The organism is Azoarcus sp. DN11 (assembly GCF_003628555.1).
Classification (GTDB): Bacteria; Pseudomonadota; Gammaproteobacteria; order Burkholderiales; family Rhodocyclaceae; genus Aromatoleum.
In genome coordinates this window covers 2323768-2347638 of record NZ_CP021731.1, presented here as the reverse complement: position 1 = coordinate 2347638, position 23871 = coordinate 2323768, and the positions used below count along the sequence as shown (strand labels likewise).

The following is a 23871-nucleotide window of genomic DNA, read 5'->3' as shown; positions in this document are numbered from 1 at the left end:
CCGGTCGGTGGCGCTCATCATCGTCCCGCTCCCGTCTGGCGCCACTTCTGGATGCGGTTATTGCCGAAATCGACGGCGAAGACGGTGCCGTCATCGGCCACGGCAGCGGCGATGGCGTGATCGAACTGCCCCGGGCCGCTCCCCTTGGCGCCCAGGGCGGTCAGGAACGTGCCGTCCGCGGCGAATTTCTGGATGCGGTGGTTGTAGAAGTCGGCGGCGAACACATGGCCCTGCCCATCCACCGTCACGTTGGTCACCGTGGCGAACCAGCCGTTAAACGGGCCGAAGATGTTCATCGCGAACGGGCCGCCCCACTTGCGCAGCAACGCGCCGTCAGGGGCGAAGGCCTGTATCCGGTCGTTGTAGCCGTCGGCAACGAAGAGCGTGCCGTCGGGGCCAACGGCGACATCGGTCGGATAGTTGAACTCGCCCCCCCAGATACCGATCTTGCCCGTTTCGCCCCACTGGCGCACCGGAGTGCCGTCCGCGCCGAGCCGCTGGACGCGCTGGTTGTAGAAGTCGGCCACCAGCAGGTTGCCGTTCGGCGCCACCGCCGCGCCGCCAGGCGCATTGAATTCACCCGGTCCGTTCCCCGTCTTGCCGATGATTCGCTGCGAGCGGCCGTCGAGGCCGAATACCTGAATGCGATCGTTGAAGTACTCGGCGACGTAAAGGCGCCCGTCGTGCACCTTCAGGTTCATGGGACGGCCGAGCTGGCCGGGGCCGCTCCCGGACGTGCCGAATAGCCGCTTGAAGCGGCCGTCGAAGTCGAAGACCTGGATGCGGCCGTTGCGCGAGTCGGAGACGAACACCTCGTCGCCGGCCACTGCGATCCCGGTCGGATCATCGAACTGGCCTGGCGCACTGCCCTTTTCGCCCCACGCGGCGACGAACGTGTAGGGCGGCTCCTTGCTGCGGGGCACGAATGCGAGCCAGCCCGCAGCGATCAGCGCGGCCAGCACGAGCGTGAGGTTCCGCCCCCACTTTGCGATGGATCGAAGCTGCATTCGGCGCCTCAGAAATTGATGCGAAAGCCGGCGGTGAGGACGTAATCGGTCCCGAGTGCCGCGCCATGGAGATGCTGGATGACGGGAAGCTGGACCCCGGCCTCGGCGATCCATTTCCGGGTCACGTATTGCAGGCCGGGGGTAAGGAACAGGGTCGTCCCCCCCGAGTTCGGATCGTCGGCGCCGTGCACGCGATCCCGGGCCGCATGCACGAGATTCGCTTCGAGTACGCCATAGAGGAAGGCCGGGACGCCGGCCCCCAGGCTGCGCGGCCACAGGCGGTACTGGAGCGAGGCGTCGAGGGCGACGACGTTGCCGGCCCCCAGGCGGTTGGCTTCGCGATTGGCCTTGTAGCTCACCTGGCTGTCGAACTCGAAATCGAGGGTCTGCCAGGTGAGTACCGCACCGCCGAGCACGTCCCACGAACCGGAACCGGGTTGCACCGGCGAAGGCAGGCGGCCCAGGCGGTCGCGGGCGCCATCGTCGCCGGTCGGCGCCTTCACGCCCAGGAACGGCGCGATGCGCAGCGTGCGACCGGGTGCATCGTACTGGTAGGCGGTGTAGCGCCCCAGCACGGTCAGATCGCCGACGCCGGATTTGCGCCGGGTGAGGTCCTGACCGCCCATGCGCATGTCCAGGCGCTTGTCGAACCAGGGCAGCATGCCGAACAGCGCGAAGTCCCGGGTCAGGCCATGGCCGAGCACCGACACCAGCCCGGTCGCCTCCATGTCGCGCCGGGCAGGCGTGGGATCGTCGCTCGCCTTCATGAAGACGAATTGCTCGCGCAGCACCCAGCCGCCCTCGTGCACCGGCAGCGCCGTGTTGAAGGTGATCGGCGCACCCCAAGCGGTTGTGGCCGACAGCCCCACGGCGGCCAGGCCGCTCCTGAGCGCAGCCTTCATTTCGCCTGTCCCGCCTCCTGCGGGGCGGCGGCCGGTTGGAGGCCGCGCAGGCTGAATCCGGCCTCCTTCACCGCCTTTCTGGCCACGGCCTCGTCCAGCGTCGCACCGTCCGCCGTCGTGACCATAACGGTGCCGCTGGCGATGTCGACCGCCACGTGCTCGACGCCGCTGACCGCGCCCAGCTTCTTCTCGATGCCATAGGCGCAGAACGGGCAGGACAGCCCGTCAACGCGCAGCTTGTAGGTCTGCGGCGCGGCCGTGGCGGACGCCGTCCCCAGCATCAGGCCGACAGCCAGAACCGTGATTTGCACTATCCGTTTCACAATGGATCTCCTCGTGAGTTCAGGTCAGCGACATGCACTGCTCGACAGCAGCATCGCCATGTTTTGCGCTAGCCCGCGCAGCAGGACAGTTGCGTCACGTCCTTGTGGAAAGTCTGCGCGGCGAGCTTGAGCCCTTCGACCATCGTCAGGTAGGGGAACAACTGGTCGGCCAAATCCTCCACCGTCATCCCGGCACGAATCGCCAGCGCCGCCGTCTGGATCAGCTCGCCCGCTTCCGCCGCCACCGCCTGCACGCCGATCAAGCGGTGCGAGCCTTCCTCGATCACGAGCTTGATAAAGCCGCATGTGTCGAAGTTGGCGAGCGCACGCGGCACGTTGTCGAGCGTGAGCGAGCGGCTGTCCGTCACTATCCCTTGCGCGCGCGCCCCAGCTTCGGACAGCCCGACCGTGGCAACCTGCGGCTCGGTGAACACCACGGCCGGCATGGCGCTCAGATCGAGCCGCGCCTCGCCGCCGGTCATGTTCACCGCCGCGCGGGTGCCGGCCGCCGCGGCGACGTACACGAACTGCGGCTGGTCGGTGCAGTCGCCGGCCGCATAGATGTGCGGCGCGCTCGTGTGCATACCCGCGTCGATGATGATTGCATCCTGCTGGTTCAGTGCCACGCCGGCTGCCTCGCAGTTCAGGCCGCGCGTGTTGGGACTGCGCCCGGTGGCGACCAGCAGCTTGTCGGCGACGAGCCGGCCCTGCCCGGTGGCGAGCACGAATTCGTGGTTCCGGTAATCGACGCGGCTTGCCTGCGTGTGCTCCAGCACCTCGATACCCTCGCTGCGGAAGGCGGCGGTCAGCGTCTCGCCGACGGCCGGATCTTCGCTGCGCAACAGCGTGCCGCGGGCGAGGATCGTCACCTTGGCCCCTAGGCGGGCGAAAGCCTGGGCCAGCTCGACGGCGACCACCGACGAACCGATGACGACGAGGCGCTCCGGTATCGTGTCGCTTTCCAGCGCTTCGGTCGAGGTCCAGTACGGCGTCTCCTTCAGGCCCGCGACCGACGGGGTCGCCGGACTCGCACCGGTGGCGATGAAACAGCGATCGAAGCTCACCGCACATTCCCCGCCCGCGTTCAGACGCACGGTGAGGCTGTGGCCGTCCCTGAAGCGAGCCGCGCCGTGCAGCACCGTGATCGCCGGATTGCTGTCCAGAATATTCTCGTACTTGGCATGGCGCAGCTCATCGACGCGCCCCTGCTGCTGCGCCAGCAGCCGCTCGCGCAGGATCACCGGCGACGCGGCGGAGATGCCCGCGTCGAACGGGCTTTCACGGCGCAGGTGGGCGATGTGGGCCGCCCGGATCATGATCTTCGACGGCACGCAGCCGACATTGACGCAAGTGCCGCCGATGGTGCCGCGCTCGATCACCGTGACGCGCGCACCCCGCTCGACGGCTTTGAGCGCCGCCGCCATCGCGGCGCCGCCGCTGCCGATCACGGCCACGTGCAGCGGATGTTCGCCGTCGCGCTTCGCTCCCGCCCCGAACTCGCTGACGGAGCGCGCCGGCGCACCGATCCCGCGAGCCCCGTAACCCAACCCCGCCACGGCGGCGGTCAGGGCCTCGACGGTCACACCTTCTTCCGCCCTGACGTCGGCGCGCGCCCCGGGGTAGGACACCTCCGCCACCCGCACGCCTCGTACCTGCTCCAGCACCGTCTTGACGTGCCCGGCGCAGGAAGCGCACGTCATTCCCGAGATGGACAACGTGATTGCCTGGGTCATGATCTCATCCTCACTGCCTGACGGTGGAGGGGTAACCGGCATTCGCAGTGGCGCGGGTCAGGGCCGCGACATTGGTCCTGGCATCGTCGAAGAGGACGATCGCTTCGCGCTTTCCGTAGCTGACGTCCGCCTTCTGTACGCCGTCCACTTTCGAAAGCGCCGTCTTTACCGTGATCGGGCAGGCCGCACAGGTCATCCCGGGCACGGACAGCGTGACCGTCTTCAGCGCGGCCCAGGCGGGCGTGGCAAGGGTGGCGCCGAGAACGATGAGGGTAACGAGCTTCTTCATGACGATCTCCTTTCAATAGAACAGCGGAAGGACATAGGGAAAGGCGAGCGCAACCGCCACCAACACGGTCACAATCCAGAAAATGAGCCTGTAAGTGGTTCTGACCTGGGGCACGGCGCAGATGTCGCCCGGCTTGCACGCCTGGGCGGGGCGAAAGATGCTGCGCCAGGCGAAAAACAGCGCAATCAACGCCGCGCCGATGAATATCGGCCGGTACGGCTCCAGCACCGTGAGGTTGCCGATCCACGCCCCCGAGAAGCCCAGCGCGACCAGCACCAGCGGACCGAGGCAGCAGGTCGAGGCGAGGATGGCCGCGAAGCCGCCGGCGGCCAGGGCGCTGCGGCCGGTTTTCAGATAGTGCACGGGATTCTCCTTCCGGGTCTGCGCTTGGTGCACTAAAGTTACTTCCGTAGTCAACTACGGAGTCAAGTACATGAACGATGAGCCGGAAAACCTCACCATCGGTGCCTTCGCCAAGGCAGCCGGCGTCAATGTGGAGACGATCCGCTTCTACCAGCTCAAGGGCCTGTTGCCCAAACCGGATCGGCCCTACGGCGGAATCCGCCGCTACCCGCGTGCCGACGTGGGGCGGGTCAGGTTCGTGAAAGCGGCGCAGCGGCTCGGGTTCAGCCTGGACGAGATCGGCCAGCTGCTGAAGCTCGAAGACGGCACCCATTGCAGCGAAGCAGCGGAACTGGCCGCGCTGCGGCTCGCCGACGTGCGCGCACGGCTGGCGGATCTGCTGCACATGGAAGCGGCGCTGTCGACGCTGGTGAGTGAATGCAAGGCGCATCGGGGCAAGGTTTCCTGCCCGCTGATCGCGGCCCTGCACGGCGCCCAGGCCGAGCGCTCATGAACCCGCCGCCCAAGCACCGCATGCCGCATACCGCATCTGCAGGCGCGGGCCGGTGAGGCGTCCGCGTGACGACCGCGCAATTCGTTGTAAGGAATCCGTTTGTGGCCCGACCAAACCACTAGGGCGCGTGCGCTGCGCCCCGCTGGCAAGGCCTTCACTTCAACTCACTCGACACAAAGGATTCCCCATGAAAACCCTATCCCGCAAGACCCTGTCGTTCGGGCTGGCAGCCCTTGCCGCTGCCGCGCTGGCACTGCCGGCGGCTGCCGCCGATAGCGCGGCCAACCCGTGCGCGGCGAAGATGATGAACCCTTGCGCGGCCAAGAATCCCTGCGCTGCCAAGAATCCCTGCGCCCCCAAGATGAAGGACAAAGTGGCCAACCCGTGCGCCGCAAAAGCCGCGAATCCGTGCGCGGCCAAGAATCCCTGCGCGGCGAACGCCGCCAACCCTTGCGCGGCCAAGAAATAAGCGGGCGTGGCCTAGGAGACCTCCCGCGGCCCGAAGCAGGCGGGAGGCATGCCTCCGGGGCGCGAGCCGTGTCTGCCGTACGGTGAAAGCCATCTTTTCAGAAGACCAACACCTTGTCGGCCTCCGCCGTCCACTCGGCCAGTTCGTTCAGGGTGCTGCGGCGGGTCCCTTCGACGAGTTCGTTCGCCTGAATCCCCCGCGCATCGAGGCAGGTCCCGCATAGTCCGACTTCGCCACCGGCCATGCGCACCATGTCGCCGGCGTTGTAGTAGCCGTCGGGCACCTTCTGGCCTGCCTTTGCGCACGCCACCGCGTCCCCCATCAGGAACAGGCGAACCGACTCGCCGTCACGCCTGGCCAGGGCACGGGCAAGACGCAGGGCGTTGTAGCTGCGTTCGCTCCCATAGGGGGCGTCGTTGAGGATGAACAGGGTTCGCATCGCGAAGCTCCCACGTCGTTGAGTTTGATGGCAACCCGGGACTGCATGGGCGCAATGCACATGTGGTTTCGAACCGGTTGCCCCGCTTACATCATAGCGTGCTGATATTCATTTGCGCTTGATCGAAGCTCAGCCTGCCCGGTGCGCGCCACGATCCGCGGGGTCATCGTCGAAGCCGGGCGCAGCGTTGCCCCGGCCGTGCTGTTCCCCATCACCATCCGGCGACGAGTTGCCCGATCACGCTCTCGACGAAGTCGTGCGCGTGGACGAGGTCACGGACGTCGAGTCCGCCGGCGACGACGAGCAGCGGCACCGGCACGGTTGCCACCGCCACCGTGAGCACGAACCAGTGCCACGCGAACTGGCGGCTCGCCCCGCACAGCAGAGCGATGCCCCCGCCGCCGCCGAGCACCGAATTTCCGGGCAGGTTGAAGGCGACCGCAAGCGTCAGGTAGCGATAGGCCAGGAGCCGCACGACCGCCCGTCTCCACGCCCCGCCGCCGGTTCTTCCGCCGGCCACCAGGCCGCGCATCGCCGCGTCGAGCGGCTCGTCGGGAATGGCGACGCCCACGCGCTCCAGCAGGTGCATCAAGCTGCGCGCCGGGATCAGACGGCCCGCGGCGAAGGCGAGGCCAAGCCCGGCGATCGTGGCCGCGTAGACGGCGATGGCCCCTGCAGCGCCGAACAGCATGATGATCATCAGGCCGATCTCGACGCCGGGAACGAAAGGCAGCGCCAGCGCCAGCATGTAGGCGAGAATCGCCAGTACGATGTCGCCTGGCCCCATCGCGTCGCGCAGCGAGGCCAGCATCGTATCGAGCGCGCCGTATTCGAGGCGCGACAGGCAATCGCCCAGCACGACAAGGGCGATCCATAGGCCCAGCGCGACGGTCGCGCGCAGGCCGGGCTTGAGGCCCAGCGGCAGGCTGCGGAGGGCGGCATATGCGAGCGCGGTGAATGCCACGGTTTCGACCGCAAAGCGCATCGCTACCGTCGCGGCCAACCCGCCGGCCCCGAAATCGAACGCATTGATCAGGCGCAAGGTAAAGGCGAAGGCGGCAGCCCAGCCTGCGATCAAAATACCGACCCATAGCCGGAAGAGGCGCGGGTGCCGGCGAACGAACGGGATCCGGTGCGGCAGGGGCTGCGGCGGCAAGGCACTCAAAGCGGCTTCCTCGTTCGATGCAATGGCGCGGTCAAGTACCGTTTGGGCCGAACCCGTCCACGCCCGGCCCTTCGGCAAGCTCGGGGCGAACGGGGACCATCGGTTCAATCGCCGTGCTGATGGCCGCCTGCGGCAGCCGAATCCGCGTGCAGTCTCGGGTCGGCCGCGCCGGCGCGGGCGCCGCCGGTTCGACAAAAGCCTTGCGGCGCCACGGCGAGCGCCGCGTTGAACTTGCTCGACATGTTCTGGAAGGCAACGAGCGCCGTCAGTTCGATGATTCCGTCATCACCGAAATGGGACCTCAGGCGCGCCATGAGCGCGTCGTCAACGCCGGCATCGGTGCGCGTCATGGCCTCGGCATAGGCAAGCGCCGCCTTCTGGCGCGCGTCGAAATGCGGCGACTGCTCGAACCCGGCGAGCTCGGCGAGCTGCACTTCGCTCACGCCGCGTTTGAGGCAGGTGGCCGAATTGATATCCACGCAGAACGCACACCAGTTGATTTGCGACACCCGCACCGTGATGAGCGAGCGCAGCGCAGGCTCAATGGGCGAGCGGCGCCGATCGAGCGCCCCGTAGAGCAGCGACAGCGCGGCGAAGACCCTCGGCGTGCGCGCCCACAGACGCGCCGGCTCGAGTTCGCGCCCGTAGCGGCGGCGCTGGTTGGCGAACACCAGGCGCGCGTACCAGGGAAAGCGGTGCCGCGAGTCGGTCGGGATGCGGGAACTGGGATTCATGGTCTGGCCGCTGGTCGAAAGGGAATCATGGGATGCCTGGCATTATCAGCAGGCGCGGGCGCAGCATATTCACTCATTTGACGCCTGCTTTTTCCAGTCCGGCCCGAGTTCGGTTTCGGGCTCGCAACAGGCGCCTTCGATCCACTGCCGCCGCAGGGCGTAGAGGGCGATGCCGACGAAGATCATCAACGCCGGCATCAACACGTAATCGAGCCAGCCGATCCATGCGGAAAGTCCCACGGCCCCCAGCACGATCACGAGCACCGGCGTGGCGCAGCACAGGGCAGCGACCGCCGATCCGGCAATGCCTGTTCGCAGCAAGGTGCGCGTCTTCATGGTTTCGAACTCCTCTATCGTCGCGAAGGCCCAGCGTATTTCCGTAGTTGGCTACGGGGTCAAGCGATGCGAGACCCGCCGCCCCTTCCATCCTCCTTATTGGTCGTGGTGGAGGCCCTGTCCTTACATCCGGCCGACCGCCCCGGCGTGCAGGCCCGCACAAGAATTGACCCTGTCGCCGTTGTAAGGATTCCTTATCGGAAACGACCAATATGAGTGACCATCCGCGTCGACGGACGGTTGGTCGCGCCAGAAAAAACACTGATGATGAAGGGACGTTTCCATGAACCACACCCATACGTGTCGTACCCGTCGCAGTGTCGCCGCGAGGGTTTCCGCCGGCCTGATCAGCACCGCCCTCGGCCAGCCGCTGGCGGCGTTTGCAGCCGGCAATCCGTGCGCCGCGGGAAGCCAGGCGCCGGGCGCCGCGAACCCCTGCGCGGCAAAATGATCGCTGTCGACACCGCTTCCGGGCCGCTGCTCGCCGGCCTGACTGCGCCACCGCTGCCGTCGTACTACCTGCCGGCCCTGCACGAGTTCGACCTGCCGACCCGGCGCGAACTGCTCGATGCCGGCCGGGAGGCGCTCGGCTGTCGGCGCGTGCTGGCGAAGGTCGGCCTCAACGTCGTCGGCGAGGTGCTGCGCGGTCAGGGCGAATTCGTTGAGATCGAGCACTACCCGCAGGACGACGTGTTCGACGCCGACACGCACGCGCAGTACTACTACCACGCCCATCGCGGCGACGCGGAGCATGGCCACTTCCATACATTCCTGCGTGCGGGCGGCATGCCGGCGGGAGTCGCGCCGTTCGCGTTTCACGCAGCGACCGAGCCCTGGCCCGCCGGCGACGAGGCGATCAGCCATCTCGTCGCAATCTCGATGGATGCCTGGGGCGAGCCGATCGGCCTGTTCGCGACCAACCGTTGGGTCACGGGCGAGACCTGGTATCCGGCCGAGGACGTCATCCGCATGCTCGGGCGGTTCGAGATCGACCATGCCTGGCCGTCGTGGCCGGCGAACCGCTGGCTGGGTGCGATGCTGCGGCTCTACCGGCCGTGGATCGAAGGCCTCTTGCGGCATCGCGACGCGGTCATCGCGGCCCGTCTGCGCGCGCGCCCGGATGAGGATGTCTTCGAGGATCGTGCGCTCGATATCACCGCTTACCTGCCGGTATCGGTCGAGCGGCTGGTAGCGGCGCTGAGCGAGGCGACGTGAGAATTCTTCGCCCCGCCGTAAGGCCGGCCCGTCCCCGCGCGACGAATCGGGGAGGAGGTCGCCATGAACTTTCATAACGCACTCGGTCGGTGGATCACCCCTCGCGCGCACCGGCCCGCACGCAGCCGCACCCATGACATGCTTGCCAGCCTGCTGGTGATCGCGGGGATCGTCGAGGCGCGCGACCCCTATACCGGCGGGCACCTGTGGCGCGTCTCGCGCTATGCCGAGCTGCTCGCGGAGAAGGCCGGCCTCGGCCCTGCAGACGTGGCGCGCGTGACGATCGGCGGTTTCCTGCACGACCTGGGCAAGATCGGCATTCCCGACGCGATCCTGAGAAAGCCGGCCAGTCTCGACGCCGACGAGCTCGCCACGATCCGCACGCATCCCAACATCGGCGTACGGCTGCTCGCCACGCATCCTCTCGCCGGCCTAGTGCTGCCGACGGTCGCGTCGCACCACGAACGCCCCGACGGCCGCGGCTACCCGCGCGGCCTGCCGGCCGGCGAGATCCCGCTCGACGCCCGCCTGGTGGCGATCTGCGATGCCTTCGACGCGATGACGAGCACCCGCCCCCACCGTGCCGGCATGCCCATCGATACCGCGCTCGACATCGTCGGCGCCCATCTGGGCACGCAGTTCGACCCCGATCTGGGCGCCCACTTTCTCGCACTCGCCGACACCGGCGTGCTCGCGCACATCGTCGGCCACAGCGACGACGGCATTCCCCTGCAAAGCTGTCCGGTGTGCGGGCCGACACTCGTGCTCACGCGCGCCACCGCGCCCGGCGACGTCGTGCATTGCCGCTCCTGCGGCAACGGGTATCGCGTCACGGCGAAGCCCGAAGGGACGCTGGGCGTCGCAGCGACCGGGCGCAAGGGTGATGCGCGCGCGCTGGAGCCGGCCGCCGACGTCGCGCTTGTCGCGCGCGTCGTGCAGTCCGCCGCCGGCCGCGCCCCGCTGCAGGATCTTCTCGACAGCCTGCCGCAGGGCTGTCCGGCATGAGTCGTCCGGTCGCGGTGCTATGTGCGGCCTGCCGGCCCGAGATCGCCAGCGCGGCACTCAAGGTGTCGCTCGTGGTCGGCGTGATGCTGAATGGGGTCAACCAGGGAGGCGTCCTGCTTGACGGAGGGGCGATCGATTGGGGCCGCGGCCTGCTGAATTTTCTGGTGCCGTATTGCGTGTCCAGCTACAGTGCTGCACTCAATGCAACCCGGGAATGCGGGAGGAATACGCGATGAACCAGGGCAAGGGCCGGACGACGGAAATCCTGTGGGACGATCCGTCCATCATCACGATCCGCCGCGACATGCTGCGCTTCGCGCAACTGCAGCTGCGTGATGCCGGCGCGGCGGAAGACATGGTGCAGGAGGCACTCATCGCCGCGATGACCGGCGCGAAGGGCTTCGCCGGACGGGCGGCGCTGAAGACCTGGATGTTCGCGATCCTGCGCAACAAGATCGTCGATCACATCCGTGCCTCGTCGCGCGAGATCTGCGGCTCGGACCTCATCCAGGCCACCGACGACGATGGCGAGCTCCAGGACTTTGACGCGCTTTTCGACAAACGCGGCTTCTGGAACCCCGAGGACCGTCCAGTCACGTGGGCGGATCCGGAGGCCTTGCTCTCGCAGCGGCAATTCTGGGCGGTATTCGAGGCCTGCCTCGACCATCTGCCGGACCGCATCGCCCGCGTCTACATGATGCGGGAGTTCCTCGACCTGGAGACCGGCGAAATCTGCCGCCGGCTCGGCATCACCGATCGCAACTGCTGGGTGATCCTGCACCGCGCCCGTCTCGGATTGCGGGAATGTCTCGAAAACCGCTGGTTCCACGGGGAGGCCGTCACATGATGAATTGCAAGGAGGTAACCCGCCTCATTTCCGACAGCCAGGAGCGTGCATTGACGCTGCGCGAGCGCCTCGCGCTGAGGCTGCATACGATGGCATGCAGCGGTTGCGCCAATTACGGCAAGCACCTCCAGTTCCTGCGCAAGGCCACACGACGCCTGCGCGAGGGCGATTCCGGCAGCGAGCCCTGATCCGCCCTGCCCGAGGCAAGCGCGATGGGATTCCTGTTCGACCGGATGGGCCGCTGGCTCGGGCGCACGCTGACTCGCCCCATCCACGTCCACACCCTCTCGCAGCCGACGCCGGCCGAGGAACTGCTCGTCTGTCTTCGGCCAGGCGACGTGTTGCTGGTCGAAGGGCATTCGCGCGTCAGCACCGCGATCAAGTACCTGACGCAGTCGACGTGGTCGCATGCGGCGCTGTACGTCGGCGACGCGCTGAGCGGGCGCGCGTCGCGCGGCCATTGCTTCGTCGAGGTCGACATCGTGGCAGGCGTGCGCAGCGTCGGCGTCGAGGAGTTCGCCGGGCTGCACACCCGCATCTGCCGCCCGAGCGGCTTGACGGAAGAGGACTGTCGCCGGGTCGTCACCTATGCGATCGAACGCATCGGCCATCAGTACGACTTGCGCAACGTCTTCGATCTCGCCCGCTACCTGCTGCCGACGCCGCCGGTCCCGCAACGTTTCCGGCGGCGGATGCTCGCGCTGGGCAGCGGCGATCCGACCCGCGCGATCTGCTCCACCCTGATCGCACAGGCATTCCAGTCGGTACGCTACCCGATCCTGCCGATCGTGACGCGTCGCGCGAGCCACGACCCCGCCTGCCCGGGTTGTGTCGAGGAGCTTCTGCGCGTGCGCCATCACAGCCTGTTCGCGCCGCGCGACTTCGACGTGTCACCCTATTTCGCGATCATCAAACCGGCCCTGGCGCGAGACCTCGACTACCAGTCGCTGCGCTGGGACGACGCGCCGATCGGCGAAAAAATCACGAACGGGTTCGCGGAAGCTTGACAAATGGACTGCACGGTACAAAATACACTCATGCAAACCGGCCGCCCGCTCGAATTCGACCCCCAGCTCGCCATCGATGCCGCGATGAGCGTGTTCTGGCTGCGGGGCTTCGAGGCGACGTCCCTGTCCGATCTGCTCGCGGCGATGGGGCTGTCGAAAAGCAGCTTCTACAACGCGTTCGGCAGCAAGCAGCAGCTGTTCGAGGCCTGCCTCGTGCGTTTTCGCCGGCGCCATGTCGAACGCATGGGCGAAATGATGCATGCGGCGGCGTCTCCGCTGGCGTTCGTGCGCGAGATGCTCCTTACGAATGCGCGCGAAGCCCGCGAGCCGGGCCCGCGGCGCGGCTGCCTCATCATGAACACGGCGACCGAGTTCGCGGGACGCGACGCGGCCGTCGCCGCATGCATATCGGATGCCGCACGGGACTTCGCCGCCATGTTCCGGACCGCCATCGAAATGGCGCAGGAGCATGGCGAGATCCCGCGCAACGCCGATGCCGCGGTGCTCGCGCGCTACCTGCTGACGACGATGGCGGGGCTGCGCACGATGGTCAAGGCGGGGCTTCCCGCCGACGAGCTCGAAAAAGTCGTCGAGGTCGCGATGAGCGCCCTGCACTGATTTTTTTGCGCCATTTTTGGACCGTTTGGTCCATTTAACCAGAAGAAGGAGAGCGTAATGCTGGCCGAATACAGACTGACCCTACCCCCCCAATCACCCGAAACCGCCGAAGGCAATGCGAAAGCAGTGCTGGACAAGGCGCTCAAGCAGGTGGGCTTCATCCCCAACATGTACGCCAACATGGTGCATTCGCCGGGCGTGCTCAACACCTATCTCGACGGCTATGCCGCCTTCCGCAAGGATTCGGGCTTCACGCCGGCGGAGCAGGAGGTCGTCTTCCTCGCCATCTCGCGCGAGAACGGGTGCGACTACTGCGTGGGCGCGCACAGCCTCATCGCCGACAAATTCTCCGGCGTGCCGGTCGAAGTGACGAACGCCATCCGCGACGGCCGCCCGATTCCGGACGCCCGACTGCGGGCGCTCGCCGAATTCACGCGCACGATGGTCGCAAGCCGCGGCCTGCCCCGGCGCAAGGACGTGGATGCCTTCCTGGCCGCCGGCTACGCGGAGCGCCAGATCCTGGAGATCGTCCTCGCAATTGCCGTCAAGACGCTCAGCAACTACTCGAACCACCTGTTCCACACCGAACTCGACGAGAAATTCGCCGAACGCCGCTGGGTCGATCCGCGCTGACCGAAGGGGCCCGCAAGACATCCGCCGGCGGGGCCGCCATCGTGGACGGCCCGGCAGAGATCCACCCCGAAGATCGACACAAAGGAAAAAGAAATGGCAACCGTGGCTTACGTCAGTGAAAGCGACGCCGTCGGCGTCGTGCGGGAAGTTTATGAGGACATCCGCAAGACCTTCGGCATGCCCTTCGTGCCCAATCTCTTCAAGGTCATGGCGCACAACCCGGCCTATCTGCAGGCCAGCTGGCAGCGGGTCAAGACGATCATGGGACCCGGGCTGCTCGACCGCAAGACCAAGGAGATGATCGCCGTCGCCGTATCGGCGACCAACGGCTGCGACTACTGCGTTCAGGCGCACACCGGGGCGCTGCGCGCGATGGGGAGCACGGACGGAGAACTCGTGGAGCTGATGGCCGTGGTGGACCTTTTCAGCGGTTTCAACAAGATGCTCGAAGGGCTGCAGGTCGATAACGACTTCGCTCGCTGACTTCCCGTTCGCGATAACCAGAACCCGAACCGACGAGCACGTTTCCTGGAGGTGACACATGCAGCCCACACGACTGACCGGTATCGAGGCGTGCGTCTTCGACGCCTACGGCACCCTGTTCGACTTCAACACGGCGGCGCAAGGCGCGCGCGACGAGCTCGGCGACGACTGGCAGCGCCTGTCCGAACTCTGGCGCCACAAGCAACTGCAGTACACCTGGTTGCGGGGGCTCGGCCAGCATTACGCCGACTTCTGGCAGGTGACCGGCGACGCGCTCGATTTCGCGCTCGCCACCCTGCGCCTGAACCGGCCCGGCCTGCGCGAGCGGCTGATGGACCTGTACCTGCGCCTGCAGTGCTACCCGGAAGTGCCGCAGGCGCTGCGCGAGCTGAAAGCGGCGGGAATGAAACTGGCGATCCTCTCGAACGGATCGCTGCCGATGCTGTGGGCGGTGGTGCGTAACAACGGCCTCGAAACGCTCTTCGACGCCGTGCTGTCGGTCGAGGAGGTTCGCGTCTTCAAACCGCATCCGTCGGTGTATCGCCTCGCCTCCACGCGGCTCGACACCGCGCCGGACGAAATCTGCTTCCTGTCGTCGAACGGCTGGGACGCGTTTTCGGCGAAGGCGTTCGGCTTCCGCGTGCTCTGGTGCAACCGCTTCGGCCAGGAGCCGGAGCGCATCCCGGCGACGCCGGACGGCGAGATCCGAGATCTTTCCGTCCTGCCCGAGTGTCTAGGTCTTACCAAGCCCGCCGCGACGGGCTGACCGGCTCTGTAAGGACGGCGGGCGCCGCGCGACTAAGCTTCATGCGCGCCTGCCCTGCCCCGACAACCTGCCCCCGACGGGCGGAACCGGGACGCACCGGGCGCGGTTCCGCCTTTCCGTTTTCGGGAGATCCCATGCAGAAGATCAGCCTGCGCCACGCGATTGCGCCGATGCTCGCAACCCTGACAGTCCTGTCCGCCGTCGCCCACGCGGCCCCGCCCGACGGCGTGCGCACGATTGCAAGCGCATATCCGTTTCCGGAACTGCTCGATCGACTGGAGAGCGCGGTCGACCGGCATGGCCTCGCAGTCGTCGCCGTCGCGAGCGCGAGCCGCGGCGCCGCCGCGCGTGGCGTGAAGATCCCGGGCAACGCGGTGGTGATGGTGTTCCGCAACGACTACGCGGTGCGCATGCTCCAGGCGAGCGTGCCGGCCGGCGTCGAGGCACCGCTGCGCTACTACGTGACCGAGAACACCGACGGCACGGCGACGCTGTCGTGGCGGACGCCGGGCAGCGTGTTCGGCCCCTACGACAGCCCCAAGCTCGACGAACTGGCGCGCGAGCTCGACCCGATTTTTGAAGCCATCGGCCGTGACGCCAGTCGGTGAACTCGCCTCGCCGCACGAGATGCGACACCCGGCCGCGACGCTCGCCTGGCTCCTGCTCACGGCGGCGGTCGGTGCCGTGGCCTATGCTGCGCAGGGCGGGCGCCACCTCGCGCTCTATGCGGTGAGTCTGCTGCTCGGTGCGGTGCTGCTGTCGAGCGAGTTCGGTTTCACCGGCACGCTGCGGCGTTTCATTGTCGATCGCGACCGGCGCGCGCTGCAGGCGCCGCTGGCACTGCTCGGCCTGACGACGCTCGCGCTGGCACCGGCGCTCGCCGCCGGCGAGGCCTTCGGGCAGCCGCTCGGGCCGGCCGCCGTGCAGGTCGCTGTCGGTGCGCTTCTCTTCGGCATCGGCATGCAACTCGCCGGCGGTTGCGGCTCGGGGACCCTGTTCAGCCTCGGCGGCGGCAACGGACGCATGCTGATCGTGACCTTGTTCTTCTGCGCCGGCTCTTTCGCTGCGAGCCTGCACATGGATTGGTGGGCGTCGCTGCCTACGGCCGATCCGATCGTGCTCGGCGAATGGCTCGGCTGGCCGCAGGCCGCACTGCTGCAAAGCCTTGCGATCGCCGCGCTGTGGTGGTGGCTCGGGCGTCCGCGGCGAACGGGCTGGCCACGGTTCGCGGCCCCCGCGACGCCGGCGCGCACGCGCAGCCTCTTGCCGGCGCTGCTCGCCATCGCCCTCCTCGATCTCGCGACCCTGCTGCTCGCCGGCCACCCCTGGACGATCACCTGGGCTTACGCGCTGTGGGGCGCGAAGGCGGCCGCGAGCCTCGGCTGGGATCCTGCGTCATCGGCCTTCTGGCAGGCGCCGTTCCAGTCGGCCGCGCTCGCCCGCGGGGTGCTCGACGACGTCACCTCGCTGATGGACATCGGGCTCGTGCTCGGGGCGGCCGGCGCGGCGCTCGCGGCCGGGCGCTGGGCGCCACGTTTCGACAAACGGCCGGGCGCAGTGACCGCGGCGGTACTGGGCGGCCTCCTGATGGGATACGGCGCACGTATCGGGTTCGGCTGCACAATCGGCGCACTGCTCGCGGGGGTGGCTTCGACCAGTCTTCACGGCTGGCTGTGGTTCGCAGCGGCATTACCCGGAACATGGCTGGGCGCCAGGCTTCGCCCGCATTTCGGCCTGTAAAAAGGAGATCCACAAATGAAAGCCGGCCGACTCGTCCTTGCCGCCATCCTGGTCCTCGGGATCGCGCTCTTCTTCCTCTTCGATCTCGACCGCTACCTCGACCTCGATTTCTTCAGGCGCCAGCAGACCGCCATCGGCGCCTGGCGCGACGCGCGGCCAGTGGCCGCAGCCTTCGGTTTCTTTGCCCTTTACGTGGCCGTCACCGGGCTGTCACTGCCCGGCGCCGCGGTCATGACGCTCGTCGCCGGCGCCATCTTCGGCCTCGCGCAGGGCACGCTGATCGTCTCGTTCGCCTCGACGATCGGCGCCACCCTCGCCTTCCTCGCGTCGCGCTTCATGCTGCGCGAGTTCGTGCAGTCGCGTTTCGGCGGCCGGCTTGCGCCGATCAACGCCGGAGTGGAGAAGGACGGCGGCTTCTATCTCTTCACGCTGCGCCTCGTGCCCGCGTTCCCTTTCTTCGTCATCAACCTCGCGATGGGTCTGACGCCGATCCGCACCCGGACCTTCTACTGGGTCAGTCAGCTCGGCATGCTCCCCGCCACCTTCGTCTACGTGAATGCCGGCACCCGCCTCGCGCAGATCGACTCGCTCGCCGGCATCGTGTCGCCGGGACTGCTCGCTTCCTTTGCGCTGCTGGGCATATTCCCGCTGGTCGCCAGAAAGCTCGTCGACGCGGTCAGGGCGCGCAAGGTCTACGCCGGTTGGCAGCGCCCCGGCCATTTCGACCGCAACCTCGTCGTCATCGGCGCGGGGGCGGCGGGGCTCGTCAGCAGTTACATCGCCGCAGCGGTGAAGGCCAAGGTGACCCTGGTCGAAAAGCACAAGATGGGAGGCGACTGCCTCAATACCGGCTGCGTGCCATCCAAGGCGCTGATCCGCTCGGCGAAACTGCTGTCGCACATCCGGCGCGCGAAGGAGTTCGGCATTCGCGACGCGCGAGCGGATTTCGACTTCGCGGACGTGATGGAACGCGTGCAGGCGATCATCAGGACCGTCGAGCCGCACGATTCGGTCGAGCGCTACCGCGGCCTCGGCGTCGACGTCATCGAAGGCCGGGCGAAGATCGTCTCGCCGTGGGAAATCGAGATCGCGCGCAATGACGGCGGGCACCAGCGGCTCACCACGCGCAGCATCATCATCGCGACCGGCGCGCGCCCCGCGGTGCCGTCGATCCCCGGCATCGAGGACGTCGGCTACTACACCTCGGACACGATCTGGAGCCTGCGCGAACTGCCGCGGCGGCTCCTCGTGCTCGGCGGCGGGCCGATCGGTGCCGAACTGACGCAGACCTTCGCCCGCTTCGGCGCGAACGTGACGATGGTCCTGCGCGGCGAGCGCGTGATGCCGCGCGAGGACGCCGAGGTGTCCGAACTCGTCATGCAGCGCTTCTGCGCGGAAGGGATAGACCTGCGCACCCGGCACAAGATCGCGCGTTTCGTCGTCGACGACGGCGCGAAGCTGCTCATCGCCGAACACGACGGCGAGGAAGTCCGCATCCCCTTCGACGTGCTGCTCGTCGCGGTCGGCCGCACCGCGAACCTGAAGGGCTATGGGCTCGAGGCGCTCGGCATCCCGACCGGGGATACCGTCACGGTCAACGAGTTCCTGCAGACCAGCTACCCGAACATTTACGCCGCGGGCGACGTTGCCGGCCCGTATCAATTCACGCATACGGCCGCCCACCAGGCCTGGTACGCGTCGGTGAACGCCCTGTTTGCGCCGTTCAGGAAATTCCGCGCCGACTACTCCGTGGTGCCGTGGTCGACCTTCGTCGATCCCGAGGTCGCCCGCGTCGGCCTCAACGAGCAGGAGGCGCGCGAACGCGAGATTCCCTTCGAGGTCACGCGCTTCGCTCTCGAAGAGCTCGATCGCGCGATCGCCGACGGCGAAGCACACGGTTTCGTCAAGGTGCTCACCGTGCCGGGCAAGGACAGGATCCTCGGGGTCACGATCGTCGGCGAGCACGCCGGCGACCTGATCGCCGAATACGTCGTCGCGATGCGCCACGGCCTGGGGCTCAACAAGATCCTCGGCACGATCCACATCTACCCGACGCTCGCCGAGGCCAACAAGTACGCGGCCGGCGAGTGGAAACGTGCCCACGCGCCGCAGGCCCTGCTAGCATGGGTCGGGCGCTTCCACGACTGGCGGCGTGGCCGTCCGCCGGTTGCGCCGCCGGAGCGGCCGCTTCCGGCAGCTCCTATCCGCGCAGGTCACCTCGACGGAGGACCAAGGACATGATGAACGGCATGGGAAACATGATGATCGGCATGGGCCTGGTGGGCTGGCTGGCGATCCTTGTGCTGGTGCTCGTGGCGATTGCGGCCATCAAGTATGTCTTCTTCGACCGGAATCGCCCCAAGTAGACCGGGCGGCGCGCGGCGAATCGTCGCGCTTTTCGCCTTCAGCCTCGCAGCAGCGGCTCGAGCTGCCCGGCCCGGTCGAGACGTGCCAGATCGTCGAAGCCGCCGACATGCAGCGACCCGATGAAGATCTGCGGAACCGTGCGGCGCCCGCTTCGCTCGATCATCTCTTCGAGGCGTCCCTCCTCGGCATCCACCCTGATCTTGTTCAACCGTGCGACACCCTTGCCGAGGAGAAGCCGTTCGGCCGCCTGGCAATACGCGCACCCTTGTGCGCTGTACATCGTGATCTCTGTCATGGTTACTCCCGGTTAGCAAAGGTCCGAACCGGCGCCCGGGGTCGCGGCGTTGGTGGACACGTCACCACTTTAGGGCCGGAGGCGGGCACGAGTGACACCGGGCGTCTCGTTGACATGACCGACGGTATATTGCGCAGGGGGAACCGCGCTGTAAGGAATCAGCGCACCGCACCGACCAATGACGTAAGGTGTGGCCCGATAGTGGAACAGGAAGGCATGCATCCCTCGATCATCATCCCCGTCCTCGACGAAGCGTCGAACCTGCCCGATCTGAGCCGTCGGTTGGCACCGCTCGTGCGCGCAGGGGTGGAGGTGCTCTTCGTCGATGGCGGTAGCGAAGACGCCACCGCGAGTCTTGCCGAAGCGGCGGGATTCCGGGTGATACGCGGCCGGCGGGGTCGAGCGCGCCAGATGGAGGCCGGCGCAAAGGCATCGCACGGCGACACCTTGATATTCCTGCACGCGGACACGGCGCTCCCGACCGGCGCCCTGCAAGCCATCGACGCCAGTTTTCGCGCGGGGCACGAGTGGGGGCGTTTCGATGTGCACATCGCGGGCCGTCCCCGGATGCTGCGCGTCGTCGCCCGCATGATGAACTGGCGCTCGCGCATCACCGGTATCGCCACCGGTGACCAGGCGATGTTCATGACGCGCGAAGCCTTCGAGTCGGTCGGCGGCTTCCCGGATCAGCCGCTGATGGAGGACATCGAACTGTCGCGCCGCCTGCGTACCCGCTCCTGGCCCGCCTGCCTGCGCATCAAGGTGACGACGTCGGGACGCCGCTGGGAATCGCGGGGCGTCTGGCGCACCATTTTTCTCATGTGGCGCCTGCGCTGGAGCTACTGGCGCGGCGTCCCCGCGAGCCGGCTCGCCGAGGCCTACCGATGACCACCACGCGGATCGTGATCATCGCCAAGGCGCCGATCCCGGGATTTGCGAAGACCCGCCTGATCCCGGCGCTCGGCCCGGAGGGCGCCGCGCGGCTCGCACGGCAGATGCTCCATCACACCGTGAATACGGCACTCGCTGCGGAACTCGGACCGGTCGAGTTGTGCGTCACGCCCGATCCGCAGGATCCGGTCTGGGCGAGCCTGCAACTGGCGGGGCAATTGAGCTGGAGCGGCCAGGGCGCGGGGGATCTCGGCGCCCGCATGGCCCGGGTCGCCGCACGCACGCTCGCACGGCGGGAACGGATACTGCTGATCGGCACCGACTGCCCGGCCATCGGGGTGGGCGATCTGATGTCAGCATCCCGCGTGCTCGAAACGCATGACGCGTTCATGCAACCCACGGTTGATGGCGGGTATGCCATGCTGGGCCTGCGCGCCTTCCATCCGCTCGTCTTCCGCGACATCCCGTGGAGCACGGACAGCGTTGCCTTCGACACCTTGTGCCGCATGGGACGCCTGGGATGGAGCGTGCAGTCCCGCCCTGCCCTGCATGACATCGACGAGCCGCCGGATCTGCGCTGGTTGCCGCCGGATTGGCGCGCTACGGCAGCGCCGACCCCGCGCAACCTTACGCGAGATAACGCTGCACCTCCGACTCATTCCAGGCCACCCCGCTACCCGGCGCATCCGACGGGACAGCCGCCCCGTCCTCGAATCGCAAGGGTTCGCGCAGGATACGATCGGCAAGGCCCATCCGCTCCAGCCAGTGCGCGGTCGGGGAAACCGCCAGGAGGTGAGCACTCACCTCCTGGAAAATGTGGCTGGACATCGGCAAACCACGCAATTCCGCCAGTGTCGCCGCCTTCAGCCAACCGGTCACGCCGCCGATCTTCATCACGTCCGGCATGACCAAGTCGCAGGCATCCGCATCGAGCGCGCGCTGCATCTCGCCCACCCCACACCAGTTCTCCCCCATCTGCACCGGCGTGCCGGCCGCGGCGCGAATATGCGCGTGGCCGGCGTAGTCTTCCTGTCGCGTCGGCTCTTCCACCCATGCAAGCCGGTAAGGCTCCAGTGCGCGGATACGGCGCATCGCTTCAGGGACGGAGAGCGACTGGTTGTAGTCCACCATCAGTTCCACATCGTCACCGATGCGACGTCGTATCAGCTCGACGATGCGGCAATCTTCAGCGAGCTCGCGATAGCCGATCTTGATCTTGATCGCCCGAAATCCCGCCTCCATCGCACGCCCGGCACGCAAGAGCCCGACTTCCTCGCCGTCCATGCTGTGGCTATCGTAAGCGGGAATCGGCTTCACGCATCCGCCGAGCAGTTGCGCGAGCGGCAAGTCGCGCAGCTTGGCGAGTGCATCCCAAGCCGCCATGTCCAGTCCGGCGCAGGCCATCGTCACCAGGCCGCTGCGACCGAGCAGGCGCAGGCGGGCGGCGAAAAAGGTATCAAACTCCAGCGGCGCCAGGGGTCTGCCTACGAGCTCCGCTCCCAAGGACTGCACCAATACCCGCGTGCTCTCGAGCGCAAGCGGCGTGTAAGTGAACAGGTAGGAATGACCGACGACGCCGTTGTCGAGGTGGAGATCGACCAGCACCAGCGGCGAGGTGGCAACGATGCCCACGCTCGTCCGTACCGGATATTCCAACGGCACATTCACCGCGCGGGCAACCACGCGTTCTACCCTGGCCATCCCCTGCATTGAACCGGTTTCCATCTTCGGGTCTCCTGGTCATTGATCCGGCACAACCGCTTGAGCGGCCAGGCTGCGCTATCTCTAACCCGCCTTGACGGCCAGAACGGGGCAGGACACGTTGAGCAGGAGATCCTGGGCAGTGCTGCCGAGAAAGAGCTTGCCTACTGGCGAGCGCCTTCTCAGCCCGATGACGAGCAGCGAGGCAGGCAGGGTGTCGACGAGTTCGGTGATCTCATCCACGACACTGCGCCCGCGAACAAATTGCTTGAATTCCGCCTCGGTGCCGCATGACGCGATGATTCTTTCAATCGACTCCGCATCCTCGGTATCGGCCAACGCGGGATCATTGTGCGTGCCACCCGGACTCGCATTCACAACGATCAGGCGCTCCTGGCGCCGAGAAGCGATCTCGATTCCCTTATCCAGTGCGGCCCTGCCCTCGGGCCTTGGGACGTACGCGACTACTATTGCCATGAACACTCTCCAGTTGGTAAGTCATTCGCCCGCAAAAAGGAGAACCTGCAAGCTTCACAGCCCGAGGTAGGCCGCCATGACCCGCTCGTCCTGCAATAGCTCTTTCGCGGGGCCTTGCAGCGAAATGCGCCCCAGTTCGAGCACGTAACCATGGTCGGCAATCGACAGTGCGGCGTGCGCGTTCTGCTCCACGAGCAGGATCGGCATGCCCTGCGACTTCAGCTTCACGATGATGGCGAATATCTCGCGCACCAACAGCGGCGCCAGGCCCATCGAAGGTTCATCGAGCAGCAGCACCTTCGGACGGCTCATCAGCGCACGCGCGATCGCCAACATCTGCTGTTGCCCACCGGATAGTGTGCCGGCCGCCAGGTGACTCTTTTCACCCAGCACCGGGAACAACTCGTACATCTCTTCGATGAGTCGATCGGTATGTTCCTGCTGCGTGAAGGCGCCGAGACGCAAGTTGTCCTGCACGGAAAGCGGTCCGAACACCTGCCTGCCTTCGAGCACCTGCGACAAGCCCGCCGACACGTGCCGCTCGGGCCGGCTGTGCGTGATGTCGCGCCCGAATAGCTCCACCGTACCCGCCCGGGCGCGAATCAGGCCGGAGATGGTGCGCAGCAGCGTGGTCTTGCCCGCGCCATTCGCCCCGACCAGGGCCACCAGTTTTCCGGGGGCGAGCGTGAGGTCGATCCCGTGGAGTGCCTCGATGCGACCGTAGCCCGCGACGAGGCCCCGCACCTCCAAGGCCGGCGCGGCGGTCTGCATCGCAGAGGCGGATGCGTCGACAAATTGCTGGGTATTTGCGTTCATGCGCACTCCTTCATTCGGTGCCCAGATAGGCCGCGATGACCCGGGGATCACTGCGGACTTCGTCCGAGGTCCCCTCCGCGAGCTTCTTTCCGTAGTCGAGCACGAGGATGTGGTCCGAGATATTCATCACCATCTTCATGTCATGTTCGACGAGCACGACGGTGATCCCGGAAGCCGCGATGCTGCGGATCAGCTCGCTCACCTGGTGGGTTTCCGTGTCGTTCAGGCCGGCCGCGGGCTCGTCGAGCAACAACAGGCGCGGTTTGCCGGCCAGCGCGCGGGCGATCTCGAGCCGCTTGAGCACGCCAAACGACAGTTGCGTGGCATGGGCATCGACGTAGGCGCCCACGCCGACGTAGTCCATCAGGTGACGGGCTTCGTCGCGCAGCGCACGGTCCGCCCGGCGCGTGAAGCCGAGCATGCCGCCGAGCAGGGAGCTGCGGGAGAGCAGGTGGGCGCCGAGCATGACGTTCTCGCAGGCGGTCATGTTCATGCAGATCTGGAGATTCTGGAACGTGCGCGACATGCCGCGCCGCGCCAGCAGATCGGGGCCCAGTCCGGCGACATTCTCCCCCTCGAACCGTATTTCGCCCGAACTGGGCGTATAGACGCCGCTGACCAGATTGAACAAAGTCGTCTTGCCGGCGCCGTTGGGGCCGATCACCGAGTGCACCGACCCGCCGCGCACCGTGAAGCTGACGTCCCGTACCGCCGCGACACCGCCGAATGTCTTCGAGAGATTCAGTACTTCGAGCAT

General features: G+C 67.0%; 32 protein-coding genes and 1 pseudogene. 18 read left to right on the top strand and 15 right to left on the bottom strand.

Going from position 1 to position 23871, the window contains the following annotated elements; genetic code table 11:
• Window positions 1–17: 17 nt before the first annotated feature.
• The 6 genes from CDA09_RS10735 to merT all read right to left on the bottom strand — a co-directional run bounded on the left by CDA09_RS10735 (window position 18) and on the right by merT (window position 4617).
• On the bottom strand, window positions 18–962 hold the full coding sequence (locus CDA09_RS10735) for an NHL repeat-containing protein (RefSeq protein WP_286164466.1): 945 nt from the start codon (window positions 960–962) through the stop codon (window positions 18–20).
• A 53-nt stretch (window positions 963–1015) separates the two neighbouring features.
• Window positions 1016–1909 carry a transporter gene (locus CDA09_RS10730; RefSeq protein WP_121428615.1) on the bottom strand — a complete coding sequence of 298 codons (894 nt, stop codon included), beginning with the start codon at window positions 1907–1909 and terminating at the stop codon, window positions 1016–1018.
• Entirely contained in the window at window positions 1906–2232 is a 327-nt protein-coding gene (locus tag CDA09_RS10725) for a heavy-metal-associated domain-containing protein (protein ID WP_286164465.1), read from the bottom strand. The genes CDA09_RS10730 and CDA09_RS10725 overlap by 4 nt, the downstream gene beginning before the upstream one ends.
• A gap of 68 nt (window positions 2233–2300) precedes the next feature.
• A complete protein-coding gene (gene merA / locus CDA09_RS10720; RefSeq protein WP_121428614.1) occupies window positions 2301–3965 on the bottom strand; it encodes a mercury(II) reductase in 1665 nt (554 codons plus the stop codon).
• A gap of 10 nt (window positions 3966–3975) precedes the next feature.
• The gene (merP, locus tag CDA09_RS10715) at window positions 3976–4254 is read right to left on the bottom strand and encodes a mercury resistance system periplasmic binding protein MerP (RefSeq protein ID WP_121428613.1); all 279 of its coding nucleotides are present in this window, start codon (window positions 4252–4254) and stop codon (window positions 3976–3978) included.
• A 12-nt stretch (window positions 4255–4266) separates the two neighbouring features.
• The gene (merT, locus tag CDA09_RS10710) at window positions 4267–4617 is read right to left on the bottom strand and encodes a mercuric ion transporter MerT (protein WP_121428612.1); all 351 of its coding nucleotides are present in this window, start codon (window positions 4615–4617) and stop codon (window positions 4267–4269) included.
• Between the two features lie 70 nt (window positions 4618–4687).
• On the opposite strand from merT, the gene merR reads away from it, so the two are divergent.
• Window positions 4688–5110: a mercury resistance transcriptional regulator MerR gene (gene merR / locus CDA09_RS10705; protein WP_121428611.1), complete on the top strand. Its 423-nt coding sequence runs from the start codon at window positions 4688–4690 to the stop codon at window positions 5108–5110.
• A 187-nt stretch (window positions 5111–5297) separates the two neighbouring features.
• Window positions 5298–5579, top strand: coding sequence for a hypothetical protein (locus tag CDA09_RS10700; protein WP_121428610.1), 282 nt, complete (start codon window positions 5298–5300; stop codon window positions 5577–5579).
• 97 nt (window positions 5580–5676) lie between these two features.
• Here CDA09_RS10700 and CDA09_RS10695 read toward each other — a convergent pair whose 3' ends face one another.
• From CDA09_RS10695 to merF, 4 genes are all read right to left on the bottom strand, one after another.
• Entirely contained in the window at window positions 5677–6018 is a 342-nt protein-coding gene (locus CDA09_RS10695; protein WP_121428609.1) for a DsrE/DsrF/TusD sulfur relay family protein, read from the bottom strand.
• Between the two features lie 211 nt (window positions 6019–6229).
• Entirely contained in the window at window positions 6230–7183 is a 954-nt protein-coding gene (locus CDA09_RS10690) for a hypothetical protein (RefSeq protein WP_121428608.1), read from the bottom strand.
• Between the two features lie 104 nt (window positions 7184–7287).
• Complete coding sequence (locus tag CDA09_RS10685; RefSeq protein ID WP_286164464.1) at window positions 7288–7854, bottom strand: carboxymuconolactone decarboxylase family protein; 567 nt, start codon at window positions 7852–7854, stop codon at window positions 7288–7290.
• 132 nt (window positions 7855–7986) lie between these two features.
• Entirely contained in the window at window positions 7987–8253 is a 267-nt protein-coding gene (gene merF, locus CDA09_RS10680; protein WP_121428606.1) for a mercury resistance system transport protein MerF, read from the bottom strand.
• Between the two features lie 447 nt (window positions 8254–8700).
• Here merF and CDA09_RS10675 point away from each other — a divergent pair, with 447 nt between their 5' ends.
• The 14 genes from CDA09_RS10675 (at window position 8701) to CDA09_RS23640 (ending at window position 18933) form a co-directional block, all read left to right on the top strand.
• Window positions 8701–9468, top strand: a complete 768-nt coding sequence (locus CDA09_RS10675; protein ID WP_121430821.1) for a DUF6969 family protein — start codon at window positions 8701–8703, stop codon at window positions 9466–9468.
• 63 nt (window positions 9469–9531) lie between these two features.
• On the top strand, window positions 9532–10473 hold the full coding sequence (locus tag CDA09_RS10670) for an HD-GYP domain-containing protein (RefSeq protein ID WP_121428605.1): 942 nt from the start codon (window positions 9532–9534) through the stop codon (window positions 10471–10473).
• A complete protein-coding gene (gene nrtS / locus CDA09_RS10665) occupies window positions 10470–10709 on the top strand; it encodes a nitrate/nitrite transporter NrtS (RefSeq protein ID WP_121428604.1) in 240 nt (79 codons plus the stop codon). The genes CDA09_RS10670 and nrtS overlap by 4 nt, the downstream gene beginning before the upstream one ends.
• The gene (locus tag CDA09_RS10660; RefSeq protein WP_121428603.1) at window positions 10706–11320 is read left to right on the top strand and encodes a sigma-70 family RNA polymerase sigma factor; all 615 of its coding nucleotides are present in this window, start codon (window positions 10706–10708) and stop codon (window positions 11318–11320) included. Before nrtS ends, CDA09_RS10660 begins: the two co-directional genes overlap by 4 nt.
• Window positions 11317–11508, top strand: a complete 192-nt coding sequence (locus CDA09_RS10655) for an anti-sigma factor family protein (RefSeq protein ID WP_121428602.1) — start codon at window positions 11317–11319, stop codon at window positions 11506–11508. Before CDA09_RS10660 ends, CDA09_RS10655 begins: the two co-directional genes overlap by 4 nt.
• Window positions 11509–11532: 24 nt before the next feature.
• Window positions 11533–12327, top strand: a complete 795-nt coding sequence (locus CDA09_RS10650) for a YiiX/YebB-like N1pC/P60 family cysteine hydrolase (RefSeq protein WP_121428601.1) — start codon at window positions 11533–11535, stop codon at window positions 12325–12327.
• A 30-nt stretch (window positions 12328–12357) separates the two neighbouring features.
• On the top strand, window positions 12358–12945 hold the full coding sequence (locus CDA09_RS10645) for a TetR/AcrR family transcriptional regulator (protein ID WP_164844405.1): 588 nt from the start codon (window positions 12358–12360) through the stop codon (window positions 12943–12945).
• Window positions 12946–13002: 57 nt separating this feature from the next.
• On the top strand, window positions 13003–13578 hold the full coding sequence (locus CDA09_RS10640) for a carboxymuconolactone decarboxylase family protein (RefSeq protein WP_121428599.1): 576 nt from the start codon (window positions 13003–13005) through the stop codon (window positions 13576–13578).
• 93 nt (window positions 13579–13671) lie between these two features.
• Complete coding sequence (locus tag CDA09_RS10635) at window positions 13672–14061, top strand: carboxymuconolactone decarboxylase family protein (protein WP_121428598.1); 390 nt, start codon at window positions 13672–13674, stop codon at window positions 14059–14061.
• 58 nt (window positions 14062–14119) lie between these two features.
• Window positions 14120–14827 (top strand): haloacid dehalogenase type II, encoded by a 708-nt coding sequence (locus CDA09_RS10630; RefSeq protein WP_121428597.1) that lies wholly within the window; start codon window positions 14120–14122, stop codon window positions 14825–14827.
• A 134-nt stretch (window positions 14828–14961) separates the two neighbouring features.
• Window positions 14962–15435, top strand: coding sequence for a DUF302 domain-containing protein (locus CDA09_RS10625; RefSeq protein WP_121428596.1), 474 nt, complete (start codon window positions 14962–14964; stop codon window positions 15433–15435).
• Entirely contained in the window at window positions 15419–16567 is a 1149-nt protein-coding gene (locus tag CDA09_RS10620) for a YeeE/YedE family protein (protein ID WP_121428595.1), read from the top strand. The genes CDA09_RS10625 and CDA09_RS10620 overlap by 17 nt, the downstream gene beginning before the upstream one ends.
• Before the next feature lie 15 nt (window positions 16568–16582).
• On the top strand, window positions 16583–18808 hold the full coding sequence (locus tag CDA09_RS10615) for a dihydrolipoyl dehydrogenase family protein (protein WP_286164463.1): 2226 nt from the start codon (window positions 16583–16585) through the stop codon (window positions 18806–18808).
• A complete protein-coding gene (locus CDA09_RS23640) occupies window positions 18805–18933 on the top strand; it encodes a hypothetical protein (protein WP_286164462.1) in 129 nt (42 codons plus the stop codon). Before CDA09_RS10615 ends, CDA09_RS23640 begins: the two co-directional genes overlap by 4 nt.
• Before the next feature lie 38 nt (window positions 18934–18971).
• Here the strand turns inward: CDA09_RS23640 and grxC are convergent, their stop codons facing one another.
• Window positions 18972–19229: a glutaredoxin 3 gene (gene grxC / locus CDA09_RS10610; protein WP_121428594.1), complete on the bottom strand. Its 258-nt coding sequence runs from the start codon at window positions 19227–19229 to the stop codon at window positions 18972–18974.
• A 216-nt stretch (window positions 19230–19445) separates the two neighbouring features.
• Here grxC and CDA09_RS10605 point away from each other — a divergent pair, with 216 nt between their 5' ends.
• Both CDA09_RS10605 and CDA09_RS10600 read left to right on the top strand, forming a co-directional pair.
• Window positions 19446–20117, top strand: a complete 672-nt coding sequence (locus CDA09_RS10605) for a TIGR04283 family arsenosugar biosynthesis glycosyltransferase (protein ID WP_121428593.1) — start codon at window positions 19446–19448, stop codon at window positions 20115–20117.
• Window positions 20114–20635, top strand: a pseudogene (locus CDA09_RS10600) (TIGR04282 family arsenosugar biosynthesis glycosyltransferase); the annotation flags it as partial. The gene CDA09_RS10605 and the pseudogene CDA09_RS10600, both read left to right, overlap by 4 nt.
• Before the next feature lie 112 nt (window positions 20636–20747).
• On the opposite strand, the gene CDA09_RS10595 reads toward CDA09_RS10600, so the two are convergent.
• The 4 genes from CDA09_RS10595 to CDA09_RS10580 are packed head-to-tail and all read right to left on the bottom strand — an operon-like array spanning window position 20748 to window position 23871.
• On the bottom strand, window positions 20748–21845 hold the full coding sequence (locus CDA09_RS10595) for an enolase C-terminal domain-like protein (protein ID WP_121428592.1): 1098 nt from the start codon (window positions 21843–21845) through the stop codon (window positions 20748–20750).
• Window positions 21846–21905: 60 nt separating this feature from the next.
• Complete coding sequence (locus CDA09_RS10590) at window positions 21906–22298, bottom strand: universal stress protein (RefSeq protein WP_121428591.1); 393 nt, start codon at window positions 22296–22298, stop codon at window positions 21906–21908.
• 54 nt (window positions 22299–22352) lie between these two features.
• Window positions 22353–23114 (bottom strand): ABC transporter ATP-binding protein, encoded by a 762-nt coding sequence (locus CDA09_RS10585; RefSeq protein ID WP_217351304.1) that lies wholly within the window; start codon window positions 23112–23114, stop codon window positions 22353–22355.
• 10 nt (window positions 23115–23124) lie between these two features.
• Complete coding sequence (locus CDA09_RS10580; RefSeq protein ID WP_121428590.1) at window positions 23125–23871, bottom strand: ABC transporter ATP-binding protein; 747 nt, start codon at window positions 23869–23871, stop codon at window positions 23125–23127.